The sequence below is a fragment of the Streptomyces rectiverticillatus genome (assembly GCF_013394065.1).
GTDB classification, from domain to species: Bacteria; Actinomycetota; Actinomycetes; order Streptomycetales; family Streptomycetaceae; genus Streptomyces; species Streptomyces rectiverticillatus.
Window position 1 is genome coordinate 5,232,614 of record NZ_CP040752.1, and the last position, 23,428, is coordinate 5,256,041.

Here is a 23,428-nt window from a genome sequence, read left to right on the forward strand (position 1 = left end):
CCTTCCGCCGCACCCCGCGGCTCTCCTAGCCTTCCCGTCATGGGTGTACTGGAACAGCCCGCGGCTCCGGCGACCGCCCCGTACCGCCGGATCGCCGCCGAACTCCGCGCCCGCATCGCCTCCGGGGAGATCGGCCCGGGGGAGAAGGTCCCCTCCGTGCGGCGGATCGCCCAGGAGTGGGGCGTCGCGACGGCGACCGCCGCCAAGGTCCTGTCGGTGCTGCGCGAGGAGGGCGTGGTGCGGGCGGTGCCCGGGGTCGGCACCGTCGTTGCCGCCCCGTGCGGCGGGGCCGGGCCCGGGGAGGGGGACTGCGCGGAGCGCAACGGCCGGCCGCCCCGTGCGGCGGGCGCGGGCGCGGGCCCGAGCGCGCTGAGGAAGCTCACCCCTGAGCGCATCGTGCGGACGGCGATCGCGCTGGCCGACGCCCACGGTGCCGCGGCCCTGTCCATGCGTGCGCTCGCGGCCGAACTCGGCGTCCCCACCATGGCGTTGTACCGGCACGTGCCGGGCAAGGACGATCTCGTCGCCCGGATGGCGGACGCCGCCTTCGGCGAGTGCAGCCCGCCCGCAGGCGCACCCGGCGACTGGCGCGGCCGTCTGCTCGCGGCCGCCCGGTACCAGTGGGCCGTCTACCGGCGTCATCCGTGGCTGGCCAGGGCCATGGTGTCCGTCCCCCGCCCGCGGCTCCCCGCGTGCGCCACCGGCCTCATGGAGCGGGCGATGGCCCCGGCCCCGGCCTCGCGGCCCGGGCCGGCTCTGGAGGCGGGCGCGGTGGTCCGCATCGGGGTCACGGTCGCCGGGTACGTGCGCGGCGTGGCCGTGAACCTGGAGGACGGGGCCGCAGCCCGGAGGGCACGAGGCGGCACCGATGCCGACCTGGACGCGATGTTCGAGTTCGGGCTGGCCCGGCTGCTGGACGGGCTGAGCGTGTACGTCGAGCAGCGGCGCGGCTGTTCGTAGGGGGCCTGCTCCGTGGGTTGCCCGATCGGGTGCCGCCCCGTGCGGTACTTGGTGAGGTGCCCCGTGTCCCGCGTAGTGCGGCCACCGTGCGAGGGCGGACGGCCGCGACGGCGCGCTACTGCACGGTGCGCCCGGCGGTGCCGAGCCTTGCGGCAGGCGCTTTGGCCGGGCGTCGCCCTGTGCGGTACCTGGTCAGGCGCCCCGTGCCCCGCGTAGTGCGGCCACCGTGATCGCGGCGGACAGGAGCAGGACGGCCGTTCCGCCGACGGCGGCCACGTTCATGCCGTGGGTGAAGGCCTCGCGTGAGGCGGTCAGGACGGCCTCACCGGCCCGCCCTGGGAGGTGCGCGGCGACGGCCACCGCCCCGCCGAGGGTCTCGCGGGCCGCGTCCAGCGCCCCGTGCGGCAGGTCCGCGGGCAGGCCGTCGGTCATGTCGCGGCGGTAGACGGCCACGCCCACGCTGCCGAAGAGCGCCATGCCCAGGGCCCCGCCCAGCTCCTGGCCGGTCTCCAGCAGGGAGGCCGCGCTGCCTGCCTTCTCCGGCGGGGCGCTGCCGAGCGCCATGTCGTTGACCAGGGCCATGACCACGACGATGCCGGAGGCGATGACCGCGGACCCGGCCAGCGTCAGGGCCAAAGAGTCCGTTCCGACGCCCGCGAGCAGCCCGTAGCCGGCGGCCGCGACGGCGAAACCGGCCGCCATGACGTAGGCCTTGGGCGCCCGCTGCCCGGCCGCGGCGGCGAGCGGGGCGACGCAGCCGACCGCCACGGAGGGGATGACGCCCCACAGCGCCGCCTCCAGCGGGCCCTTGCCGAGCACGGACTGCAGGTACTGCGTGGTGAAGTAGGCGGAGCCCATCATGCCGAACGTGGCCAGCGTGTTGATCCCGACGCCCGCCCCGAAGGCGCGGTGGCGGAACAGCTCGCGGTTGATCAGCGCGTCGTCCCGGCCGCGCTGTCGCCGCACGAACACGGCGCCGATCAGCAGGCCGGCGGCCACGCTCGCCGCGGGCGCCGCGGCGAACCCCTCCGCGGCGATCTCCTTGACCCCGTAGATCACCGGGATCACGGCGCCGACCGACAGCGGCACGCTCAGCAGGTCGAACCGGCCCGGGCGTGGGTCCTTGGACTCCGGTACGAGCAGCGGCGCGAGCACCAGCAGCAGCACCATCGCGGGGACGTTGACGAGGAACGCCGAGCCCCACCAGAAGTGCTCCAGCAGCAGCCCGCCGAGCACCGAACCGAGCGCGATGCCACCCGCCATGGCGCCCGACCAGATGCCGATCGCCTTGGTGCGCTGCCGGTCGTCGTGGAACAGATTGCGCACGAGCGCCATGGTCGAGGGCATCAGGGTGGCCCCGCCCAGGCCCAGCACGGCGCGCGCGGCTATCAGCACCTCCGCGCTCTGCGCGTACGCGGCGAAGACCGATGCGACGCCGAAGGCGCACGCCCCGGCCAGCAGCAGCCTGCGGCGGCCGATGCGGTCCCCGAGCGCTCCCATGGTGATCAGCAGCCCGGCGAGGGCGAAGGCGTAGCTGTCGAAGATCCACAGCTGCTGGGTGCCGGTCGGCTCCAGCTCCCGGCCGATGGCCGGCATGGCGAAGAAGAGGACGGAGACGTCCATCGAGACCAGGAGGAGGGGCAGCAGGAGGACGACGAAGGCCGTCCATTCCTTGCGGCCCGCGTGGGTTCGGACGGGCGGGGTCGCCAGTGGGGTCGTCATGGGCAGCGAATATACGCACGTCTTAAACGCTTGTCTATGACGCTTGTATAAGACGTTTGCGTAAGACGCACGTCTCGTACGGTCGTCTAGGACGTGCGTATGGCCGCGGATAGGCTGCCGGCATGGGACATCGCGAAGATCTGCTCGAAGGCGCCAAGCGCTGTCTGCTCGAGAAGGGCTGGACGCGCACCACGGCGCGCGACATCGTGGCCGCCTCAGGGGCCAACCTCGCCTCCATCGGCTACCACTACGGCTCGAAGGAAGCGCTGATGACGGAGGCGTTCCTGCAGCTGACCGCCGATTGGGTCGACGGGGAGGCGCCCGCCATCGCCTCCGCGGCCGACCCGGAGGCGCCGCGCGAGGAGCGCCTCGCCGCCACGCTGGACGGGGTGATCGCGGGCTTCGCCAAGGACCGCGAGTTCTGGTCGGCACAGCTGGAGGTGGTCGGCCAGCTCGTGAAGAACCCGGAGCTCAGGGCCAAGTTCGCCGCGGTGCAGCCCGCCGGGCGCGAGGGCATGGTGGCGCTCTTCGAAGGGGTCGACGACAGCGAGGTCGGCCCGGAGGCGACCCGCACGGCAGGCGCCTTCTACTACGCCCTGTTCATCGGGCTGTGGATGCAGTGGCTGATCGACCCCGCCGCGGCGCCGAGCGGCAAGGAGATCATCGAAGGTGCCCGGCGGGTACTCGCGGGCACGGTGCTGGACGCGCCGGAGGGGCCGGAGGGAACGGAAGGCTGAGGGACGCCGTCGGGCCCGCCCCGCGCCGGGCTCAGCCGTACCGAGCGCCTCCGTGCGAGCCGTGCGAGCCGGGCGGGCTGGGCCGAACGGGGACGTGCCGAACGTGCTGAAGGCGGCAAAGGTGTGGTCACGGGCCGAATGCGGGAGCTTGTCGGGCGTTGTACGCGATATGGCCGGATTGCTCGTAGCCCGAACCTCGAAAGAGGCTTGGACTGGATGAACCGGATGTAGAGGACAACAGTCCGAACGCCTGGAAGGAAGCACATGACCGACATCGGGATCCAGCCCACCACCTCATCGGCTCCCTCCTTCCCCAGCGACCGCACCTGCCCCTATCAGCCGCCCGCGAGCCACCAGGACCTGGCCACCCGCGGCCCGCTGACGCGCGTCACCCTGTACGACGGGCGCGTGGTGTGGCTGGTGACGGGCCACACCGAGGCCCGTGCCCTGCTCACGGACCCCCGCGTCTCGTCCAACCGTCAGAATCCGGCCTTTCCCGTGCTCGCCCCGCGCGCCGAGAACCAGGCGTCGGTGGCGATCCCGCTCCTCGGCGTGGACGACCCCGAACACGCCCGGCAACGCCGCATGCTGATCCCCCGCTTCAGTCTCAAGCGGGCCGCCGCCATGCGGCCCCGTATCCGGAGCGTCGTCGACGGCCTCATCGACACCATGCTCGCCAAGGGCAACACCGCGGAACTCGTCTCCGCGTACGCCCTGCCCGTGCCGTCCATGGTGATCTGCGCCCTGCTCGGCGTTCCCTACGACGACCACGACTTCTTCGAGGCGTGCTCCCGGCGGATGCTGGCGGCGCCGACCGCCGCGGAGGCCACCGCCGCCCGTGACGACCTGCGCGACTACCTCCACCGGCTCGTGGACCGCAAGGAGGCCGAGCCCGGCGACGGCCTACTCGACGAGCTCATCGCCGACCGCCTCGCCGACGGTCAGGTCGACCGCGACGAACTGGTCATGATGGTGCTGCTGTTGCTGATCGCCGGCCACGAGACCACGTCCAACATGATCGCGCTCGGCGTGTACACCCTTCTCGAACACCCTGACGAGCTCGCCGCCCTTCGTGCCGAACCCGGCCTCATGCCCGGCGCCGTGGAGGAGTTGCTGCGCTTCCTGTCCATCGCCGACGGCTTGATACGGGTCGCCACGCAGGACATCGAGATCGGCGGGCGGACCGTGCGCACCGGCGACGGCGTCATGATCGGCACGTCCGTCGTCAACCGCGACGCCGCCGCCTACACCGATCCCGACGCCCTGGACGTCCGCCGCTCGGCCCGCCACCACGTCGCGTTCGGCTACGGCGTCCACCAGTGCCTGGGGCAGAACCTGGCCCGCGCCGAGATGGAGATCGCCCTGTCCGCGCTCTTCACCCGTATCCCGGGCCTGCGCCTCGCCGTTGCTCCCGGCGAGGTGTCCGTCAAGCCCGGCGATACCCTGCAAGGACTCCTCGCTCTCCCGGTCGCCTGGTGAGCCCGTCGAAACGGAATCCGCCATGAGTTCTCTTCGCGTCTCCATCGACTCCGACGTGTGCATCGGCGCGGGCCAGTGCGTCCTGACCGCGCCGGGCGTCTTCGACCAGGACGAGGACGGCTTCGGCCTCGTCCGCCCGGGCAGCGAGGACGGCGGGGGCGACCCGCTCGTCAGGGAGGCGGCACGCGCCTGTCCCGTCCAGGCCGTCACCGTGCAGGAGGACTAGCGCGGGCGAGGTCCGGCACGGCACTTCCGGTGTGGCGGATCTCCGCACCGGCCGCCCGCGCCTGCCGCAGGACTCAAGGCATGCGGCCTGAAGGTCTGGGGACACTCAAGCGAAGTCCCCGGCTCCCTGACCCGGACAGCGGCCACCGCCGACGGCGAGCACGTCATCACGCTCAACCGGAACAGCGACTGGGGCGATCAGGCACTCGAACAGGCAGCTGCCGAAGCGGAATTCTGCCGATGACCCGGCATTGTTGATCTCCCGGCATTGCGCATCAACCTGCGGACCCCGGAGCCGCTACAGGCGGGAGGCCTTCAGGGCCATGTGGAGCAGCAGCCGCCCCTCGCCCTCGTCCAGGTCCAGGCCGGTGAGCTGCTCCACGCGCGCCAAGCGGTAGTAGAGCGTCTGGCGGTGGATGCCCAGGGCCGCGGCCGTGCGGCCCGCCTGGCCCGCGCAGTCGAGGAACACCTCGGCGGTGCGGGCCAGTTCGGCGTGGGCGGGAGTCAGCAGGGGGCGGACCGTGGTGTCCTCGGCGGCCCCGGCCGGCAGGGCGGCCAGCACGCGGTACGGGCCGATGTCACCCCACTCCGCCACCGGCCCCAGGCGCGGCTCCGCGGCCGCGGCCCGGGCCGCCGCCAGCGCCTCGCGCCAGGCCTCCGGCAGCTCCGCGAGGCCGCGGCGCGGGGCGCCGAGCCCGGCCGTGCCGCGCCGTGCGGCGCCCGCCCCCGCGCGCGGGGAGCGCAGCAGCCGCTCGGCGGCGGCGCGGGCCGGAGCGATCGTGGCCGTGGTGCGCAGCCGCACCAGGGCGGCCAGCGCCGCCGAACCGTCGGGCAGGGGGTCCGGCACGGTGCACAGGGCGGCCACCCCCGACTGCCCCGCCAGCGCCGACCCCACGCCGTCGGGCGCGGACGCCTCGCCCTCGCCGTGCTCGCCCTCGCCCAGGGCCCAGGGCGCCACCGCGACCAGCCCGAGCGGGCCGTCAGCCGCCTGGCCCATCGCCTCCCGCAGCGCCGCGGCCGCCGCGTCGCGCCCCGCGGGCCGCCCCGCGAGCACCTCGCGCAGCAGCTCGCCCAGCTCCGCGCCCGCCCGGGCCTCGGCGGCCAGCAGTTCGCCGATGCGGGCGGCCGTCTCCATGGCCTGCGCGAGCCGCGGATCGGCGTGGGGGACGCTCAGGTCCAGGCCGGCCAGGTGCTCGTCGTCCAGCAGCCACACGTAGCCGTGCACCACGCCGCGGTGGCGCACCGGCAGGCAGATGCGGCCCTTGAAGACCCCCGCCGCCGGGTCCGGCGGGATCCGCAGCGGCGCCTGGGCCCGCGCGATGCCGAACGCCTCGAACCACGCCCGTACGGCCGCGGTGGACCGCCGCTGCAGGATCGAGCGGGTCCGCACCGGGTCCATCATCACGTCGAGGTCGTCCTCGCCGCCGTGGGCGCCGAACGCGATCAGTACGAAGTCGCGGTCCTCGAGCGTCGCGGGGGCGCCGAGCGCCGCCGAAATCTCGTCGACGAGGTGCTGATAGTCGCCGCGCATGGCCCCGCCACGCTCCTTCCCCCGATGTGCGGGCTGCCCGGCCCACCGTCGGCGGGTCATTTTGGCCCGGAATCAGCCCAAGGTTCTATGTACAGGTCACCATTGTCATACATCTGTCTGAGATCCGGGCCACGGATGCGTGACAGCTGTCGATGGTCCAGGATCGGGGTGATCTCTAGTTTTCACGATGAGTTCCTTATGCCGTTCCCCCAGGTGGGGACGGCCGTCATCGTGGAGGTGCCCGTGCTGGGTCCCGTGATCCTCGCTGCGTCGCGCAGCGAAAAGATGCGCCGTTTCGTGTCGGCTGCCCCGGGCACCAAGCAGGTCGTCGACCGCTTCATCGCGGGCGAGACCGTCGACCAGGTCATCCCGATCGTCAAGGACGCCGCGGCCAAGGGCCTCGAGGTCACTTTGGACGTCGTGGGCGAGGACATCACCACCGTCGAGCAGTCCCACGCCGCCCGCGACGCCTACCTGCAGCTGATCGGCCGGCTCGAGGAGCTCGGCCTGGGCACCCGGGCCGAGATGTCGGTCAAGCTCTCCATGTTCGGCCAGGCCCTGGAGGGCGGCCACGAGCTCGCCCTCGCCAACGTCCGCCCCGTCGTCGAGGCCGCCGCCGCCATCGGCACCACGGTTACGTTGGACGCGGAGGACCACACGACCCTCGACTCGATGTTCGCCATCCACGAGGAGCTGCGGAAGGACTTCCCGCAGACCGGCTGCGTCATCCAGGCGTACCTCTTCCGCACCGAGGACGACGCCCGCCGCCTGGCCGCCGCCGGCAGCCGTGTGCGTATCGTGAAGGGTGCGTACAAGGAGCCCGCCTCCGTCGCGTACCAGGACAAGGCAGAGATCGACAAGGCGTTCGTCCGGATCATCAAGATCCTCATGGCGGGCGAGGGCTATCCGATGATCGGGTCGCACGACCCGCGTCTGATCGCCATCACACAGGAGCTGGCCCGGCAGGCGGGCCGCAAGCTGGACGAGTACGAGTTCCAGATGCTGTACGGAATCCGCAGCGAGGAGCACGTCCGACTGGCCGCCGAAGGCCACCGGATGCGCGTCTACACGGCTTACGGCACCGACTGGTACGGCTACTTCATGCGCCGGCTCGCCGAGAAGCCCGCGAACCTGCTGTTCTTCGCCCGGTCCATCCTCACCAAGGGCTGAACCCCGACATCCCCCCGCAAAGCCCCGAAGGAGAAACGGAACCCATGGACGCTGTGACCCAGGTCCCCGCCCCGGTCAACGAGCCGGTCCACGGCTACGCCCCCGGCAGCCCCGAGCGCGCCCGCCTCGAAGCCAAGCTCAAGGAGCTGGCGGCCAACCCGATCGACCTGCCGATGACCATCGGCGGCGAGAAGCGCATGGGCGGCGGCGAGCCGTTCAAGGTCGTCCAGCCGCACAACCACGCCGCCGTCCTCGGCACCTTCAACCACGCCACGCAGGCCGACGCCCAGGACGCGATCGACGCCGCCCTCGCCGCCGCCCCGGCCTGGCGCGCGATGTCCTTCGACGACCGCGCCGCGATCATCCTGCGCGCCGCCGAGCTGCTGTCCGGCCCCTGGCGCGAGACGCTGGCCGCCTCCACCATGCTGGGCCAGTCCAAGACCGCCCAGCAGGCCGAGATCGACACCCCCTGCGAGCTCGTCGACTTCTGGCGCTTCAACGTGCACTTCGCGCGCCGGATCCTCGCCGAGCAGCCGGTCGCCAACTCCACCGGCGTGTGGAACCGCAGCGACCACCGGCCGCTGGAGGGCTTCGTCTACGCGATCACGCCCTTCAACTTCACCGCCATCGCCGGCAACCTGCCGACCGCCCCGGCCCTCATGGGCAACGTGGTCGTCTGGAAGCCGTCCCCCACCCAGACCCACTCCGCCGTGCTGCTGATGCAGCTCCTGGAGGAGGCGGGCCTGCCCAAGGGCGTCATCAACCTGGTGACCGGCGACGGCATCGCCGTCTCCGAGGTGGCCCTCAACCACCCCGAGCTGGCCGGCATCCACTTCACCGGCTCGACCAAGACCTTCCAGCACCTGTGGAAGACGGTCGGCAACAACATCGAGAAGTACAAGTCCTACCCGCGCCTGGTCGGTGAGACCGGCGGCAAGGACTTCGTCGTCGCCCACCCGAGCGCCGACCGCGCGGTCCTGAAGACCGCCCTGACCCGCGGCTCCTTCGAGTTCCAGGGCCAGAAGTGCTCGGCCTCCTCCCGCGCCTACATCCCCCGCTCCATCTGGGAGGACGGCTTCAAGGAGGAGTTCGCGGCCGAGGTCGACGGCATCGCCATGGGTGACGTCACCGACCTGTCGAACTTCATCGGCGCCGTCATCGACGAGCGCGCCTTCGCCAAGAACAAGGCCGCGATCGACCGCGCCGAGGCCGACCCGGCCTGCACGATCGTCGCCGGCGGCACCTACGACGACTCGGTGGGCTACTTCGTCCGCCCGACCGTCATCGAGTGCACCGACCCGGAGAACGAGGTCTTCACGACCGAGTACTTCGGCCCGGTCCTCGCCGTCCACGTCTACGAGGACGCCGACTTCGACGCGATGCTCGCCCAGATGGAGTCCGTCTCGGCGTACGCGCTGACCGGTGCCGTCATCGCGAACGACCGCGCCGCGGCCGCCGACGCCATGGCCAAGCTGCGCTTCGCCGCCGGCAACTTCTACATCAACGACAAGTCGACCGGTGCCGTGGTCGGCCAGCAGCCGTTCGGCGGCGGCCGCGCCTCCGGTACGAACGACAAGGCCGGCGCCGCGTCCAACCTGACGCGGTGGGTCTCGACCCGCTCCATCAAGGAGACCCTGGTCGCGCCGACCGACTACCGCTACCCGCACATGGGCTGACCTGCCCGTTGCTGAACGAGGCCCCCGGCCGGCTGAACAGCCGACCGGGGGCCTCATGCACATTCCGGTAACCCCTCAGCCCGTCTGGGGGCACCCCCAGCGGTAGCTGGGGGAGTTTGAGGACCGGGGGTCCGGGGGCGGAGCCCCCGGTTACGGGAAGGGGCGGGTCGGGGGCCTCCTAATTCCACCCCGTCACAATCAGCCCCAGTCCGACCGCGAACCCACCACCCAGCAACCCCAGATACACGGCGTAAAACCGCCGCAACCGCCGCCCCACCACACCGAGCGCGGCAAAGGCCAGCCCCACACTCACCGTCCGCCCGGAGCGAGCCACCCCCGCCTCCACAGCAAAGTCACCGGGGGCTACCCGCGCCCGCCCGGCCGCCGCCGCGTACACCTTGAACGGCACCCCGTTCCACGGCTGGTGCGCGACCGCCCGAGCCCCCTCCACGCCGATCTGCGCCGCCGCCTCCGCGTGCATACGGGGCGTGGTCAGCGGCGCCGGCAGATGGGCGCCGGACGCGGCCAGGTGCAGCGCGAGCAGCCCGCCTGCGAGCGTTCCGGCCAGCGCCGCGAGCGACAGCCGCAGCGCCGCACGGGGCGCCGCCGCGCAGGCGACGGCCAGGAACAGCTCCGGCATCAGCGGCCAGCTCAGGGCCTCTGCGAACGCCCAGGCGAACGCGAGCGGCAGCCCCCGGCGGGACGCCACGACCGCGGCGGTACGGCGCCGCAGCGCGGAGTCCCGCTCCGGGCGCGCGGCCGCCTCGCCGGCGAGCTCCGCGACGGCGGCGCGGGCCCGCTCGGGGGAGACGGGGCCGCGCAGTGGCTCGCCGATGCGCACCTGCACCAGGGCCGGGCGGAGCCGCCCGTGCTTGGGCAGCAGCCGGTCCGTGCCCGCCAGCCCCACCGGCACCACGGGCACCCCCGCCTGCTCGGCGAGCAGCAGCGCGCCCCTGCGGAACTCGCCGAGCCCGCCGTCCTTCCCCCGCGTGCCCTCCGGGAAGAGCACCACGGCGCGCCCCGCGCGCAGTTCACCGGCCGTCCCCAGCAGGTCGCCCAGCCCGCCGCCGGTGCGCCGCACGGGGAACCCCGCGGCCAGCCACCGGCACACCCGGCGCCGCCCCGGGCGGGCGAACCAGTAGTCGGCCGCGGCCCCGATCAGCGGCGCGTGGCGCGCATCGAGCGCGGCGAGCAGCGCCGCGGTGTCGGCGTGCGAGGAGTGGTTGGCGACGACGACACAGCCGCCCCGCGGGAGGCGTCCGCGCCGGGAGACCCCACCGGTGAGGGTGAGCGCCACCAGCCACAGGGCACGGCGCAGCCAGGCGGCGAGAACGGCCCGCCGGGGGGTCCGGGGGGTCCGGGGAGTCCGGGGAGCAAGGGGAGCCCCGGGAGCCCGCCCCGCGGGTGCCTCGACGGGGCCGGACGCCGAGACGGAACGGACGCCCGGGCCGCCCCACGCACGCGCCCGGAAGTGCCGCCCGCCGCGTGCCCCGGCCGGGTCGCCCGCCGGACGGCGGTGCAGTGTGCCGTGGGCTGCTTGAGGCTGCGCGCCGTCGCCGCGTAGGCCCGCAGCGGTGTTCGCCAGCGACTGCCCGGTCGCCCTGCCGGTTTCCGCACGGGGCGGCCCCGGGCGGGCGCCGTTCCCCGCCGGGAGCGGCATGTGCGGGGCGGCGTGGTCGTCGGTGTCGTCGGTGCCGGCGGCCGGGCACGGGGCGCCTGATCCCGGGCCGCCGCCGGCCCGGTCCCGGATGCCTCCGCCCGTCCGCCACGCGCGCTCGCCGGCCCGGCCGCTCCCGTACGGGCCGAGCAGCGTCGCCGGCAGACGAAGCCCCGGACCGGCGCCGGTCGCGGCCGCCGCCCCATGCCGCCGCCGCGTCGCCCGCACGGCCCTCCCCAGGCGGCTGCGGAGTACCGCCGCCCGGAGGCCGCGCCGGTGGCCAGGCCCCGTGCCGGGGCGCCCGTACGCCCCGCCTCGTGCACGCCGTGCGGCTCGTGCGGCTCGTGCGGCCCGTGCCGCCGGGACGCGGCGCAGCCGCCCCGTGCGCAGGGTGCCGGAGGGAGAGGTCGTCGTCACAGCGTCACCACCATGGCCAGGAGCAGGGCGAGGAGCAGGGAGTCGATGCGGTCGAGGAGGCCGCCGAAACCGGGCAGCCAGGTGCCGGCGTCCTTGACGCCCGCCTCCCGCTTGAGCATGGATTCGAGCAGGTCGCCGAGGACGCTGCCGGCCAGGACCGCGGCCCACAGCGTGACGGTGAAGGCGCCTGCGGCCTCCAGCCCCGCGGCCACGGCCATGCCCGCGCCGAGGACGCCCGCCCAGGTCTTGGCGGGGGAGTGGGGGGACAGGGGGCGGGCGAGGGTGCCGCCGAGGCGGCGCAGGAGCATGCCGCCGCACCACGCGCCCACGTCGCCGAACGCGACCGCCACGGCGACGGCGATCGCCGTGCCGTCCAGTACCACAAGTCCGGTCAGTGCGACGGGAATCCACAGCAGGCCGAAGACCGTGCGGGCCGCGCGCTCGCCGCCCCGTGCGGTGTCGCCCGACAGCACCGCGGGCAGCACGCCCGCGACGGTGAGCAGGGCGAAGGTCTGCAGTCCGAGGGCGTCCGCGAGGTGCCAGCGCTCCAGCAGGGCCGGCACTGGCAGGAGGACCACCGCGGTGCGCAGCACCGCCCGCTCGCCCCGCCCCAGGCGGGCCAGCCGGGCGTACTCGCCGACCGCGATCAGCCCCAGCAGCCAGACCAGCGCCGTCGCCCCCAGCTCGTGCAGGAACATCGCCCCGAGGAAGAGGGGGGCCGCAACGGCCCAGGTCAGCCAGCGCCGCCGCAGTTCGCGGCGCATCGCCACGCGCGCGGGGAGGCAGGCCACCGCCAGGCCGCCCGCGCCGAGCACCCCGGCGACCACGGGTATGACACGGGGCAGGACGTCGCTCGTGTACAGCGTGCTCACCGGGCCGGATCCGCCTCGCCCAGCACCCGCCGCAGCCGGCCCATCCGGAAGGCCGCCGTCAGCGCCGAGCCCACCGCCACGACGGCCAGCACGGGCACGGCCCAGCCCGTGGCGGCGGCCACGACGGCCAGCAGGCACCGCTCCGTCTTGCCGACCGGCCCGCCGTTGAGCCGCTCGGCCCCCGCCGCCGCGCCCGCGAGGGACACCCACGAGGGCAGCGTCGCGGCGAGCGCGGCCGTGGCCACGAGCCACAGCGGGGCCAGTGTCAGGAAGCCGGCGAGGACGAGCAGATCGGCGGCGCGGTCGCCGAGTTCGTTGAGGACGCAGCCCCTGCGCGTGGTGCGCCCCGTGTCACGGGCGAGCGCGCCGTCGAGGTTGGCGAAGGCGAGCCGGGCCGCGAGGAGCAGGGCGACGGGCGCGGCGGCCGCCGGTGCGGGCAGCAGCGCGAGCGCCGCCCCCGCGCCGGCCGCGCAGAGCACGCCGGCGGCGGTGAGGGTGTCCGGTGACACGCCGCGCCGGGCGAGCGCGGCGCGCAGCCCGCCGAGGCGGGCCGCGTACCAGGGCTTGAGTGCGTACAGGCCGTTCATGGGCCCCACTTTCGCCGCAGGGGGCGGGGCCGCGGATCGGCGGGGGTACTCAAACCCCTACTCAGCCGCTACTCAGTACGAGGCGGGCAGAACTCAGTACGAGGCGCCCTGCGGGCGGCCCTGCGGGGCGCCGCGGCCGGCCCGCCGTCTCAGATAGTAGGAAGCCCGAGTAATTGTGCAGACAGCGCGGTACGGCTGTCCTAGCGTGGAGGAAGCCGAACGTGCGCTCCATCGAGCGACAAGCGGTTGCGGCCCCGTGCGCGAGCGCAGGCGATCCCTGCGGCATACCGGCCCCCGCCCTTTCCCCGGCGCTCTTCCCACCGTTCCCGGGGCCCCCGCAGCCGGTGCCCCCTCCCGCAGACGCAGCAGAGGAGACGTGACTCCCATGGCCGAAACCGCCGTCCGCAGGACCCGCCGCATCGCCCGTACGGCCGACCGCACCGACCGCACGATCGACCGGATGAACGCCGCCGCCGCACTCCAGCGGGCGCTGGACCGCCGGGACAACGGCGGCGTGACCGGCCACTGAGCCCCGGGGGCGCCCGCAGGTGCGCCGTCAGCCCCGCCGCGCGGGGCGGACGACGTCGAAGTGGTCGATGCGTGCGCCGTTCTCCGCCAGTGCGGTCACCCGCAGCCGCGGGCGCCCGCCCCGTGCGGCCGGCTCGGCCTCGACCGCGAGGAACGAGAAGCCGGTGTAGCGCACGCGCGACCACTCCACCGTCTCCGGTTGCTTCACCCGCCCCTCCTCCCAGAAGTAGCTCTCCACGCTCTCCAGGTCCCTGACGTGACCCTCGTAGCTGTCCGGCGCCGGGAAGTCGTAGAGCGACTTCCCGGCACCGCCGGCGGTCACGTAGACGATGCCGTCGCGCGTGGAGTCGGCGGTGCCGCCGATGGGGACCTCCCGCCCCACGCGCGTGCCGCGGAGCGCGTCGGTGCGCTCGTAGACGTGGTTGTGGCCGTTGATGACGAGGTCGACCCCGTGCTTCTCGAAGAGCGGCAGCCACTCCTCCCGCACCGCCCCGTCCGAGGCGTGCGCCTTCGTCGTGGAGAAGGCGCAGTGGTGGAAGAAGACGACGAGGAAGTCGAGACCGGGCGTGCGGCGCAGTTCGCCCAGCCGGCGGTCGAGCCAGGTGGTCTGCCGGCCGTCGCTGTAGCCGGTGTTGGCGGTGATCTCGTAGGAGATGTCGTTGGCGTCCAGGGCGACGATTCCCACGTTGCCGTAGACGAAGGAATAGACGCCCGGGGCGTGCGCGGGGTCGAAGCCGTTCCGCGGGAGGGACCAGCGGGCGATCTGGCCGCCGTAGCCGTCGGGTGAGTACCAGGCCTCCATGTCGTGGTTGCCGGTGGTCACCATCCAGGGCACGGACGCGGCCACCGACTCCGTCTGGGCGAGGAACTGGTCCCACACGCGCGCGTCGTAGACGTCGGTGGGCTTGCCCGCCCCGCTGTCGTCGGCGTAGCAGAGGTCGCCCGCGTGCAGGTGGAAGGCGGGGTTCTGGCCGAGGATCAGCTGGTCGTTGGCCAGGGCCTGGTAGCTGACGCCCTGGTCCCCGAAGGCGGTGAAGGTGAACCGCTCCGCCTTGCCGCCCTTCTCCGGCCGCTCCGGTGCGGTGCGGAAGGTGCCGATGCGGGCGAAGTGGCGCGGGTCGGCGGGGTCGTGGCCGTCGTGCCCGACGCCGTAGTAGTACGTCCGGCCGGGCCTGAGGTTGTCCAGCGCCGCGTGCAGGTACACCTGGTCGACGGCGGGGAGCTTCTTCGACAGCGGCGGGGTGTGCAGGGTGCGCACCTCGGCGTCCAGCTTGACGCCGAGGTCCCACGGCGCGAGGCCCACCCGCACGTAGGGCCGCTTCACCGCGAACGGCACCTGCCAGGAGATCCGCATCTGCGTCCGCGGGTCGGCGCCGAACGCCAGGTGCCGGCCGAAGGGCGCGACGTGCCTGCCGTCGACCCGCGAGGTGGCGGGGGAGTCCAGCAGGGCCGGGGAGGGGGACGGGCCGGCGTACGCCTGCGCGGCGCCGCCCAGGACGCCCGTGCCCGCCGCGGCCCCGGCCGTCACCGCGCCGGCGCGCAGCACGCCGCGCCGGGTGAGGGGCCGGGAGAGCCGGGCCCGCAGGTACGCGTGCTGCTCGGCCATCGTCATGCGGTCCGCGAGGTGCTCGGGGATCCCTACGCGTGGTGTGTCCATGACGGCAACGTGCCAGGAAGCGGCAACTTCGTTGCGGACTTTGGGTGAACGTGACCTGACCGGAGCGCAATACGTCCGCATGGTGGACGGAGTGTGTCATCCAGCGGGACGGCAGAGTACGGTCCCGGTATGTCTCGCAGCATTCGCCTCGCAGTGATCCCCGGTGACGGCATCGGCCGGGAAGTCGTGGCCCAGGGCCTCAAGGTGCTCTCGGCGGTCCTCCCCTCCGACGTGAAGCTGGAGACCGAGGAGTACGACCTCGGTGCCCGGCGCTACCACGCGACCGGCGAGGTCCTGCCCGACGCCACGCTCGAGTCCCTCAAGGGCCACGACGCGATCCTGCTCGGGGCGATCGGCGACCCCTCCGTGCCCGCCGGCGTCCTGGAGCGCGGTCTGCTGCTCAAGCTGCGGTTCGCCTTCGACCACTACGTCAACCTGCGGCCCTCGAAGCTCTTCCCGCACACGGCCACCCCGCTGGCCGGCCGCCCCGACATCGACTTCGTCGTCGTCCGCGAGGGCACCGAGGGCCCGTACACCGGCAACGGCGGCTCCCTGCGCACCGGCACCCCCGCCGAGGTCGCCACCGAGGTCAGCGTCAACACCGCCCTGGGCGTGGAGCGCGTGGTGCGCGACGCCTACGAGCGGGCCCAGGCCCGCTCCCGCAAGAAGCTGACCCTCGTCCACAAGAACAACGTCCTCGTCTACGCCGGAGCGCTGTGGAAGAGCACCTTCGACCGGGTGGGCCGGGAGTACCCCGAGGTCACCACCGACTACCTGCACGTGGACGCGGCCACCATCTTCATGGTCACGCAGCCCGAGCGGTTCGACGTGATCGTCACCGACAACCTCTTCGGTGACATCCTCACCGACCTCGCCGCGGCCGTGACCGGCGGCATCGGCCTCGCCGCCTCGGGCAACATCAACCCCGACGGCGCGTTCCCGTCCATGTTCGAGCCCGTCCACGGCTCCGCGCCCGACATCGCGGGCACCGGAAAGGCCGACCCGACGGCCACGGTGCTCTCCGTCGCCCTGCTGCTGCGCCACCTCGGCCACGAGGCCGAGGCCGCCCGCATCGAGACGGCGGTCGCCGAGGACCTGGCCGAGCGCGACGGCGCGACGCCGCGCTCGACGGACGAGACCGGAGACGCCCTCGCCCGGCGCGTAGCCGGCTAGCCCCCAGCCGCTGACTCAGCGCGCGGTGGGGTGCGACCATCGACCCGGGCCGCGCGCACGTTTTCCGTCCACGGCCCCACGAGCGATAATCGAACGTGGGGCCGCGGCATGAGGGGAAGCTCGGATGCCCTGACACCGTCAGGGACGGGGCGAGCTCGCGGTCCGCCACACACAAAGGTGAAGGACACGCACTCATGACGACGCCCACGATCGAGCTCAAGCCCTCTTCGCACCCGCTGTCGGACGCGGAGCGGGAGCAGATCCTGGCCAACCCCGGCTTCGGCCGCCACTTCACCGACCACATGGTCACGATCAAGTGGACGGAAGGCCGGGGCTGGCACGACGGCCAGCTCGTTCCGTACGCGCCGCTGTCGATCGACCCGGCGAACATGACGCTGCACTACGCGCAGACGATCTTCGAGGGCGCCAAGGCGTACCGCCAGCCCGACGGCTCCGTGGCCATCTTCCGGCCGGAGGAGAACGCCCGCCGCCTGCAGGCCTCGGCCCGCCGCCTGGCCATGCCCGAACTGCCCGCCGAGACCTTCATCGAGGCGTGCGACGCCCTGGTGAAGCAGGACAACGCATGGGTGCCCGGCTCCGGCGAGGCCTCGCTGTACCTGCGCCCGTTCATGTTCGCGACCGAGGTGGGCCTGGGCGTCCGCCCGGCCAACGAGTACATGTTCGTGGTCATCGCCTCGCCCGCCGGCGCCTACTTCCCCGGCGGCGTGAAGCCGGTCTCGGTGTGGCTGAGCGAGGAGTACGTGCGCGCGTGCCCCGGCGGCACCGGCGCCGCCAAGGCCGGCGGCAACTACGCCGCCTCCCTCGTCGCCCAGGCCCAGGCCATGGAGCACGGCTGCGACCAGGTCGTCTGGCTGGACGCCATCGAGCGCCGCTGGATCGAGGAAATGGGCGGCATGAACCTGTACTTCGTGTACGGCGCTGCGTCTGATCAAAAGCCGAAGATCGTCACCCCCGAGCTCACCGGCTCGCTCCTGCCCGGCATCACCCGCGCCTCCCTGATGACGATCGCCGCCGACCTCGGCTACGAGGTCGCCGAGGGCCGTATCTCCGTGGACGACTGGAAGAACGCCTGCGCCGACGGCACCCTCACCGAGGTCTTCGCCTGCGGCACCGCCGCCGTCATCACCCCGGTCGGCACCGTGAAGTCGGCCCGTGACGGCTGGACGGTCGCCGACGGTCAGCCGGGCGAGGTCACGATGAAGCTCCGCAAGGCGCTCCTCGACATCCAGACCGGCGCCGCCGAGGACACCCACGGCTGGATGCACCCCCTGGGCTGAGGCCCGTCCGCACCCCGCCCGTCCGCACCCGGCCCCGTACACATGCCCCGTACGGGGCCGGCTGCATGAACCCGTACGCGCCGGCCCGCCCGCCGTGCCGTGAATGCCGTGAACGCAACGCACGCAAGTAGGCATGATCGTTGCCGCCCGGACCCTTGTCCGGCCCCGTGCGTTCCGCCACCGTGATCGACCATGGGACAGCACTGGAAGAAGATCTGGGTCGGTTCGGCCGGCAACATGGTCGAGTGGTTCGACTGGTTCGTCTACGCGTCGTTCGCGACGTACTTCGCGGGCGCCTTCTTCCCCGCGGGCAACGACACCGCGAAGCTGATGAACACCGCCGGCATCTTCGCCGTCGGCTTCTTCATGCGCCCCGTGGGCGGCTGGCTGCTCGGCCGCATCGGCGACCGCAAGGGGCGCAAGGCGGCGCTCACGACGACCGTCACCCTGATGTCCGCCTCCGCCGTGCTCATCGCCGTCGCCCCGACCTACGCGGTCGCGGGCTACGGCGGCGTCGCCGTCCTCCTCGTCGCCCGGCTGCTGCAGGGCCTGTCGGTGGGAGGGGAGTACGCGGCCAGCGCCACGTACCTGACGGAGGCCTCCGCGCCGGGCCGCCGCGGCTTCGCCTCCAGCTTCCAGTACGTCTCCATGACGGCGGGGCAGATCCTCGGCCTGGGGCTGCAGATCGTGCTGCAGCACACGCTCTCCAGCGGCCAGCTGCACAGCTGGGGCTGGCGCATCCCCTTCATCGTGGGCGCGCTCGGGGCGGCCGTCATCTTCTACCTCCGGCGCAACATGCTGGAGACGGAGGCGTACACGGAAGCCACGGCGGAGGCCACGGTGGAAGGTGCGGGGGAGAGCGCCGGTGAGAGCGCCGCGCAGGCGGCGGAGCGCGGCACCATCCGCGCCCTCATGCGGCACAAGCGCGAGGCCCTCCTCGTCATCGCCCTCACCATGGGCGGCACCGTCGCGTACTACACGTACACCACCTACCTGACGAAGTACCTTTCCAACAGTGCGGGCCTGCCCAAGCAGACCGCGACCCTGGTCAGCTTCTGCGCGCTGATCGTCTTCGCCTGTCTGCAGCCGCTCGCGGGAGCGCTCTCCGACCGCATCGGCCGCCGCCCCCTGCTGATCACCTTCGCGGTGGGCTCGACCTTCCTCACCGTGCCGATCATGACGCTGCTCAAGCACGCCGGCTCGTTCTGGCCGGCCCTCGGCCTGTCCCTGCTCGCCCTGGTCGTCGTCACCGGCTACACCTCGATCAACGCCTGTGTGAAGGCCGAGCTGTTCCCGACGGGCATCCGGTCGCTGGGCGTCGCCCTGCCGTACGCGATCGCCAACGCGCTCTTCGGCGGCACGGCCGAGTACGTGGCCCTGTGGTTCAAGAAGGCCGGCATCGAGTCGGGCTTCTCCTGGTACGTGGCGGGCTGCGCCGCGGTGTCGCTGGTCGTCTACCTGACGATGCGCGAGACGCGCGACATCGACCTCAAGCGGGTGGGGCGCGCGCCCGAGGCCCTTGCGGAGGCGGATGCGGGCAAGGTGCCCGCATCCTGAGACCCGCCCGCACCGCGGGCCCGGCGTGTGTCAGGATGCACCTATGCTCCCGTTCGCCATGATTATTGGCAGCAGGCGCGCCGGTCCGCAGTGACCGCCCCGTACCACCCCGTACGGAGCGGACACCGTCGTCCCAGACCCGCGCGCAGACCTCTCGCACCCGCGAGAGGTTTTTGCGTTTTCCGGACCACCCCACGCCGGAGGACGCAGGGCGAGGGTGAGCATGGGGACGGTGGAACGGGTAATTCCGGTAGACCGACATCCTCACAGGAGTCAGAGCAGCATGACGGACGCAACCGACGGCCCCGACGATCGCTTTCACGTCTTCGACACCACCCTGCGCGACGGCGCGCAGCGCGAGGGCATCAACCTCACCGTCGCGGACAAGCTGACCATCGCCCGGCACCTGGACGACTTCGGCGTCGGCTTCATCGAGGGCGGCTGGCCGGGCGCCAACCCCCGGGACACCGAGTTCTTCCAGCGCGCCCGGGAGGAGATCGGCTTCCGCCACGCGCAGCTCGTCGCCTTCGGCGCGACGCGCAAGGCGGGCGTGCGGGCCGAGGACGACCCGCAGGTCGCCGCGCTGCTCGACTCCGGCGCCCCGGTGATCACCCTCGTCGCCAAGTCCCACGACCGCCACGTCGAACTCGCCCTGCGCACCACTCTCGACGAGAACCTCGCCATGGTGCGGGACACCGTCTCGTACCTGCGCGGGCACGGCCGCCGGGTCTTCGTCGACTGCGAGCACTTCTTCGACGGTCACCGTGCCAACCCGGAGTACGCCCTCCAGGTCGTCCGCACCGCGCACGAGGCGGGCGCCGACGTCGTGGTGCTGTGCGACACCAACGGCGGCATGCTTCCCGCCCAGGTCGGCGCGACCGTGCGGGAGGTCATCGAGGCGACCGGGGCGCGTCTCGGCATCCACGCGCAGGACGACACCGGCTGCGCGGTCGCCAACACCCTCGCCGCCGTGGACGCCGGCGCCACGCACGTGCAGTGCACCGCCAACGGCTACGGCGAGCGCGTCGGCAACGCCAACCTCTTCCCCGTCGTCGCCGCCCTGGAGCTCAAGTACGGCCGCCGGGTGCTGCCCGCGGGGGCGCTGGCCGAGATGACGCGCATCTCGCACGCCATCGCCGAGGTCGTCAACCTCACGCCGTCCACGCACCAGCCCTACGTGGGCGTCTCGGCGTTCGCGCACAAGGCCGGCCTGCACGCCTCCGCGATCAAGGTCGACCCGGACCTGTACCAGCACATCGACCCCGAGCGGGTCGGCAACACCATGCGCATGCTGGTCTCCGACATGGCCGGCCGCGCCTCCATCGAGCTCAAGGGCAAGGAACTGGGGGTCGACCTCGGCGGCGACCGGGAGCTGATCGGCCGCGTCGTGGGGCGGGTCAAGGAGCGCGAACTGGCGGGCTACACCTACGAGGCGGCCGACGCCTCGTTCGAGCTGCTGCTGCGCGAGGAAGCCGAGGGACGCGCCCGGCGCTACTACCGCGTGGAGTCCTGGCGGGCCATCGCCGAGGACCGGCCGGACGGCATCCACGCCAACGAGGCCACCGTGAAGCTGTGGGCCAAGGGCGAGCGCATCGTCGCCACGGCCGAGGGCAACGGCCCCGTCGACGCGCTGGACCGGGCGCTGCGCGTCGCCCTGGAGCGCATCTATCCGCAGCTGGCCACGCTCAAGCTGACCGACTACAAGGTGCGCATCCTGGAGGGCGGCCGCGGCACGGGGTCGATCACCCGCGTCCTGGTCTCCACGAGCGACGAGCGCGGCGAGTGGTCGACGGTCGGCGTCGCCGAGAACGTCATCGCCGCCTCGTGGCAGGCGCTCGACGACGCCTACGCGTACGGGCTGCGGCGGGCGGGCGTCGAGCCGCTGGAGTGAGCCACGGGCGGGGCCGGGGACCGGGGCGCGGGCTTTGAACCCAGCGCCCGGCCGTCACAGGCCCTGGCCCGCCAGCCCGGCGCCGAGCAGGTCGTACGCCCGCTCGGCGTCGGCGTGGGCCGCGCCCACCACGGCGTCGGTGCTTCGACCGGACGCCAGACGCCGCCAGTTGTCCCGCGCCAGGACGTGGTGGACGGCGATGACCTGCGCCGCCGCGAGCCGCGCCGTCACCTCCTCCGCACCCGCCTCCGCCAGGGCTTCGGCCAGCGCCCGTTCGTCGTCGGCGGCGTAGCGCATGAGGCGGGCCTGCAGGCTGGGCGTGGAGTAGAGCATGTCCCGGAAGGCCAGTACTTCGGGGGCGTCGCACAGCCCCGTGATGGGGTCGCGCGCGTCGAGCCGCGCGTGGAAGTGGGCGCGCAGGGCGGCCAGCGGCGCCGCCCCGGGGGCCCGGTCGCGCACGACGCGCGCCGCCTCCCCCTGGTGGTCGGCGATGCGGTCGAGGGCCAGGTCCTCCTTGGCGGGGAAGTAGCGGAACAGCGTCGGTTTCGACACCTCCGCGGCCGCCGCCACCTCGGCCACCGACACCTGGTCGAAGCCGCGCTCCAGGAAGAGCGCGATGGCGGTCTCGGACAGCGTCTGCCGCGTGCGCTGCTTCTTGCGCTCCCGCAGCCCCGTCTCCTCGTTCACGGGGCCACCCTAGCAGAGCAAGTGTTACTCAGAATCTTTTGTTACTCGGTTGCATTTTCTGCCCGGGCGGTCTTTCCTGAGGGCATGACGACGACCACCACCGCCGACGCCCTCGACGCAACCGACGTCCTGATCGTGGGCGCCGGGCCCACCGGACTCACCCTCGCCTGCACCCTCGCCCGCGCCGGAGCAGCCGTACGGATCATCGACAAGTCCCGCGAGTTCCACCGCGCCTCGCGCGGCAAGGGCCTCAACCAGCGCAGCCGCGAGCTCTTCGACGACCTCGGCGCGGGCGCCGAGGCCGCCGCCTCGGGCACCGAGCACATCACCCTGCGCAAGTACCGCGACGGCGTCGCGATCGCCGACACCGTCACCTTCGGGGACCGCACGCCCACGCCCGGCACCCCGTACGCCAGCGGGCTGCTCATGCCCCAGTGGCGCACCGAGGAGATCCTGCGCCACAAGCTGGCGGAGTACGGCGTGGCGCCCGAACTCGGCTGCGAACTGGCCGGATTCACCCAGAGCGCGGACGGTGTCGTCGCGACGCTCGCCGACGGGCGGCGCATCGAGGCCGCCTACCTCGTGGGCTGCGACGGCGGTCACAGCCCGGTGCGCAAGGCCCTGGGCGTGGGCTTCGAGGGGGCGACCGACGCCGAGGAGTCCATGGTGGTCGGCGACGTCCGCGTCGAGGGGCTCGACCCCGCCTACTGGCACCAGTGGTTCGACGAGGACGCGGCGGTCCTGCTCTGCCCCTTCCGCGGCAGCGCCCACTGGCAGCTGCAGGGCAGCCCCGAGCGCGGCGCCGGCGGCCGGCCGGCCGCACCGACGCTGGAGTCGTTCCAGCGGCTCGTCGACCGCTGTTCCCGGGGCACCGGCATCCGGCTGTCCGACCCCACCTGGTTCTCCGCCTACCGCATCAACGTGCGGATGGCCGACCGCTTCCGCGTCGGCCGGGTCTTCCTCGCCGGGGACGCGGCCCACGTCCACTCCATCGCGGGCGGCCTGGGCATGAACACCGGCATCCAGGACGCCTTCAACCTCGGCTGGAAGCTCGCGCACGTGGTGCTCGGCCACGCCGCGCCGGGCCTGCTGGAGTCGTACGAGGAGGAGCGGCTGCCCGTCGCCGCCTGGACGCTCGACCTCACCGACGAGCGGCTGCGCGCGGTGACCGAAGGCGTGAAGGAGGCCGGCGTCGGCACGGAGGCGGTGATCACGGACGACGTCACCACACTGGGCGTTGGCTACGGCTGGAGCTCGCTGGCATGGGGCGGCGCGAAGGCCGGCGGGCGGGCGCCCGACGCGCCCTGCCGGAACGGCCGGCTCTTCGACGTCTTCGCCGGGCCGCACTTCACCCTGCTCGGCTTCGGCCGGGGGAGCGCGGCGGCCCTCGCGGAGGCGGGGGAGAAGTGCGCGGGCCTGCTGCGCACGCACCTCATCGAGGACGGGGACGACCCTGGCGGACACGCCCGCCGGGCGTACGGGGTGGAAGGGGACGGGCTCGTACTCGTACGGCCCGACAACCACATCGCGCTGAGCGCGGGTGCGGACCGAGGCGCCGCCGAGGTCGTCGGCCGTCTAATGCGCCTCGGCCGGTGACACCGCAC

Annotated in this window: 19 protein-coding genes; 12 read left to right on the forward strand and 7 right to left on the reverse strand. The window is 73.2% G+C overall.

Annotated features, from left to right (window positions below; translation table 11 throughout):
- The first annotated feature begins 39 nt into the window (after positions 1–39).
- Positions 40–960 carry a GntR family transcriptional regulator gene (locus FGW37_RS23000; RefSeq protein WP_179082784.1) on the forward strand — a complete coding sequence of 307 codons (921 nt, stop codon included), beginning with the start codon at positions 40–42 and terminating at the stop codon, positions 958–960.
- A gap of 192 nt (positions 961–1,152) precedes the next feature.
- Here the strand turns inward: FGW37_RS23000 and FGW37_RS23005 are convergent, their stop codons facing one another.
- Complete coding sequence (locus FGW37_RS23005; RefSeq protein WP_179082785.1) at positions 1,153–2,682, reverse strand: MFS transporter; 1,530 nt, start codon at positions 2,680–2,682, stop codon at positions 1,153–1,155.
- Positions 2,683–2,804: 122 nt separating this feature from the next.
- Here FGW37_RS23005 and FGW37_RS23010 point away from each other — a divergent pair, with 122 nt between their 5' ends.
- The 3 genes from FGW37_RS23010 to FGW37_RS23020 all read left to right on the forward strand — a co-directional run bounded on the left by FGW37_RS23010 (position 2,805) and on the right by FGW37_RS23020 (position 5,124).
- Entirely contained in the window at positions 2,805–3,419 is a 615-nt protein-coding gene (locus FGW37_RS23010) for a TetR/AcrR family transcriptional regulator (RefSeq protein ID WP_179082786.1), read from the forward strand.
- Positions 3,420–3,683: 264 nt separating this feature from the next.
- Positions 3,684–4,898, forward strand: a complete 1,215-nt coding sequence (locus FGW37_RS23015; protein WP_179082787.1) for a cytochrome P450 — start codon at positions 3,684–3,686, stop codon at positions 4,896–4,898.
- Positions 4,899–4,920: 22 nt separating this feature from the next.
- Positions 4,921–5,124, forward strand: coding sequence for a ferredoxin (locus FGW37_RS23020; RefSeq protein ID WP_179082788.1), 204 nt, complete (start codon positions 4,921–4,923; stop codon positions 5,122–5,124).
- Positions 5,125–5,421: 297 nt separating this feature from the next.
- Here the strand turns inward: FGW37_RS23020 and FGW37_RS23025 are convergent, their stop codons facing one another.
- Complete coding sequence (locus tag FGW37_RS23025; protein ID WP_179082789.1) at positions 5,422–6,654, reverse strand: PucR family transcriptional regulator; 1,233 nt, start codon at positions 6,652–6,654, stop codon at positions 5,422–5,424.
- Between the two features lie 243 nt (positions 6,655–6,897).
- On the opposite strand from FGW37_RS23025, the gene FGW37_RS23030 reads away from it, so the two are divergent.
- Together FGW37_RS23030 and pruA are read left to right on the forward strand one after the other, a co-directional pair.
- A complete protein-coding gene (locus tag FGW37_RS23030) occupies positions 6,898–7,824 on the forward strand; it encodes a proline dehydrogenase family protein (RefSeq protein ID WP_179084864.1) in 927 nt (308 codons plus the stop codon).
- Positions 7,825–7,868: 44 nt separating this feature from the next.
- A complete protein-coding gene (gene pruA, locus FGW37_RS23035) occupies positions 7,869–9,500 on the forward strand; it encodes an L-glutamate gamma-semialdehyde dehydrogenase (RefSeq protein ID WP_179082790.1) in 1,632 nt (543 codons plus the stop codon).
- Between the two features lie 178 nt (positions 9,501–9,678).
- On the opposite strand, the gene FGW37_RS23040 is transcribed toward pruA, so the two are convergent.
- The 3 genes from FGW37_RS23040 to FGW37_RS23050 all read right to left on the reverse strand — a co-directional run bounded on the left by FGW37_RS23040 (position 9,679) and on the right by FGW37_RS23050 (position 13,033).
- Positions 9,679–11,385, reverse strand: coding sequence for a lysophospholipid acyltransferase family protein (locus FGW37_RS23040; protein WP_246430513.1), 1,707 nt, complete (start codon positions 11,383–11,385; stop codon positions 9,679–9,681).
- Positions 11,386–11,570: 185 nt separating this feature from the next.
- Complete coding sequence (locus FGW37_RS23045) at positions 11,571–12,446, reverse strand: phosphatidate cytidylyltransferase (protein ID WP_246430514.1); 876 nt, start codon at positions 12,444–12,446, stop codon at positions 11,571–11,573.
- Positions 12,443–13,033: a CDP-alcohol phosphatidyltransferase family protein gene (locus FGW37_RS23050; protein WP_179082791.1), complete on the reverse strand. Its 591-nt coding sequence runs from the start codon at positions 13,031–13,033 to the stop codon at positions 12,443–12,445. The genes FGW37_RS23045 and FGW37_RS23050 overlap by 4 nt, the downstream gene beginning before the upstream one ends.
- 385 nt (positions 13,034–13,418) lie before the next feature.
- On the opposite strand from FGW37_RS23050, the gene FGW37_RS23055 reads away from it, so the two are divergent.
- Positions 13,419–13,562: a hypothetical protein gene (locus FGW37_RS23055; protein WP_168095098.1), complete on the forward strand. Its 144-nt coding sequence runs from the start codon at positions 13,419–13,421 to the stop codon at positions 13,560–13,562.
- 27 nt (positions 13,563–13,589) lie between these two features.
- Here FGW37_RS23055 and FGW37_RS23060 read toward each other — a convergent pair whose 3' ends face one another.
- Entirely contained in the window at positions 13,590–15,218 is a 1,629-nt protein-coding gene (locus FGW37_RS23060; RefSeq protein WP_179082792.1) for a purple acid phosphatase family protein, read from the reverse strand.
- A gap of 129 nt (positions 15,219–15,347) precedes the next feature.
- On the opposite strand from FGW37_RS23060, the gene FGW37_RS23065 reads away from it, so the two are divergent.
- From FGW37_RS23065 to cimA, 4 genes are all read left to right on the forward strand, one after another.
- Positions 15,348–16,391, forward strand: a complete 1,044-nt coding sequence (locus FGW37_RS23065; protein ID WP_179082793.1) for a 3-isopropylmalate dehydrogenase — start codon at positions 15,348–15,350, stop codon at positions 16,389–16,391.
- Between the two features lie 194 nt (positions 16,392–16,585).
- Positions 16,586–17,689 carry a branched-chain amino acid aminotransferase gene (locus FGW37_RS23070; protein WP_179082794.1) on the forward strand — a complete coding sequence of 368 codons (1,104 nt, stop codon included), beginning with the start codon at positions 16,586–16,588 and terminating at the stop codon, positions 17,687–17,689.
- 192 nt (positions 17,690–17,881) lie between these two features.
- Positions 17,882–19,246: an MFS transporter gene (locus tag FGW37_RS23075; RefSeq protein WP_179082795.1), complete on the forward strand. Its 1,365-nt coding sequence runs from the start codon at positions 17,882–17,884 to the stop codon at positions 19,244–19,246.
- Between the two features lie 283 nt (positions 19,247–19,529).
- Positions 19,530–21,137 carry a citramalate synthase gene (cimA, locus tag FGW37_RS23080; RefSeq protein ID WP_179082796.1) on the forward strand — a complete coding sequence of 536 codons (1,608 nt, stop codon included), beginning with the start codon at positions 19,530–19,532 and terminating at the stop codon, positions 21,135–21,137.
- 54 nt (positions 21,138–21,191) lie between these two features.
- On the opposite strand, the gene FGW37_RS23085 is transcribed toward cimA, so the two are convergent.
- Positions 21,192–21,824: a TetR family transcriptional regulator gene (locus FGW37_RS23085; protein WP_179082797.1), complete on the reverse strand. Its 633-nt coding sequence runs from the start codon at positions 21,822–21,824 to the stop codon at positions 21,192–21,194.
- An 84-nt stretch (positions 21,825–21,908) separates the two neighbouring features.
- Here FGW37_RS23085 and FGW37_RS23090 point away from each other — a divergent pair, with 84 nt between their 5' ends.
- Positions 21,909–23,420, forward strand: a complete 1,512-nt coding sequence (locus FGW37_RS23090) for an FAD-dependent monooxygenase (protein ID WP_179082798.1) — start codon at positions 21,909–21,911, stop codon at positions 23,418–23,420.
- Positions 23,421–23,428: the final 8 nt, after the last annotated feature.

Coding starts and splice junctions, on each gene's coding strand:
- cimA (WP_179082796.1), top strand. CDS start 19,530: ATGACGGACGCAACCGACGGCCCCGACGATCGCTTTCACGTCTTCGAC.
- FGW37_RS23050 (WP_179082791.1), bottom strand. CDS start 13,033: ATGAACGGCCTGTACGCACTCAAGCCCTGGTACGCGGCCCGCCTCGGC.
- FGW37_RS23015 (WP_179082787.1), top strand. CDS start 3,684: ATGACCGACATCGGGATCCAGCCCACCACCTCATCGGCTCCCTCCTTC.
- FGW37_RS23090 (WP_179082798.1), top strand. CDS start 21,909: ATGACGACGACCACCACCGCCGACGCCCTCGACGCAACCGACGTCCTG.
- FGW37_RS23065 (WP_179082793.1), top strand. CDS start 15,348: ATGTCTCGCAGCATTCGCCTCGCAGTGATCCCCGGTGACGGCATCGGC.
- FGW37_RS23055 (WP_168095098.1), top strand. CDS start 13,419: ATGGCCGAAACCGCCGTCCGCAGGACCCGCCGCATCGCCCGTACGGCC.
- FGW37_RS23005 (WP_179082785.1), bottom strand. CDS start 2,682: ATGACGACCCCACTGGCGACCCCGCCCGTCCGAACCCACGCGGGCCGC.
- FGW37_RS23010 (WP_179082786.1), top strand. CDS start 2,805: ATGGGACATCGCGAAGATCTGCTCGAAGGCGCCAAGCGCTGTCTGCTC.
- FGW37_RS23025 (WP_179082789.1), bottom strand. CDS start 6,654: ATGCGCGGCGACTATCAGCACCTCGTCGACGAGATTTCGGCGGCGCTC.
- FGW37_RS23070 (WP_179082794.1), top strand. CDS start 16,586: ATGACGACGCCCACGATCGAGCTCAAGCCCTCTTCGCACCCGCTGTCG.
- pruA (WP_179082790.1), top strand. CDS start 7,869: ATGGACGCTGTGACCCAGGTCCCCGCCCCGGTCAACGAGCCGGTCCAC.
- FGW37_RS23000 (WP_179082784.1), top strand. CDS start 40: ATGGGTGTACTGGAACAGCCCGCGGCTCCGGCGACCGCCCCGTACCGC.
- FGW37_RS23060 (WP_179082792.1), bottom strand. CDS start 15,218: ATGGACACACCACGCGTAGGGATCCCCGAGCACCTCGCGGACCGCATG.
- FGW37_RS23075 (WP_179082795.1), top strand. CDS start 17,882: ATGGGACAGCACTGGAAGAAGATCTGGGTCGGTTCGGCCGGCAACATG.
- FGW37_RS23020 (WP_179082788.1), top strand. CDS start 4,921: ATGAGTTCTCTTCGCGTCTCCATCGACTCCGACGTGTGCATCGGCGCG.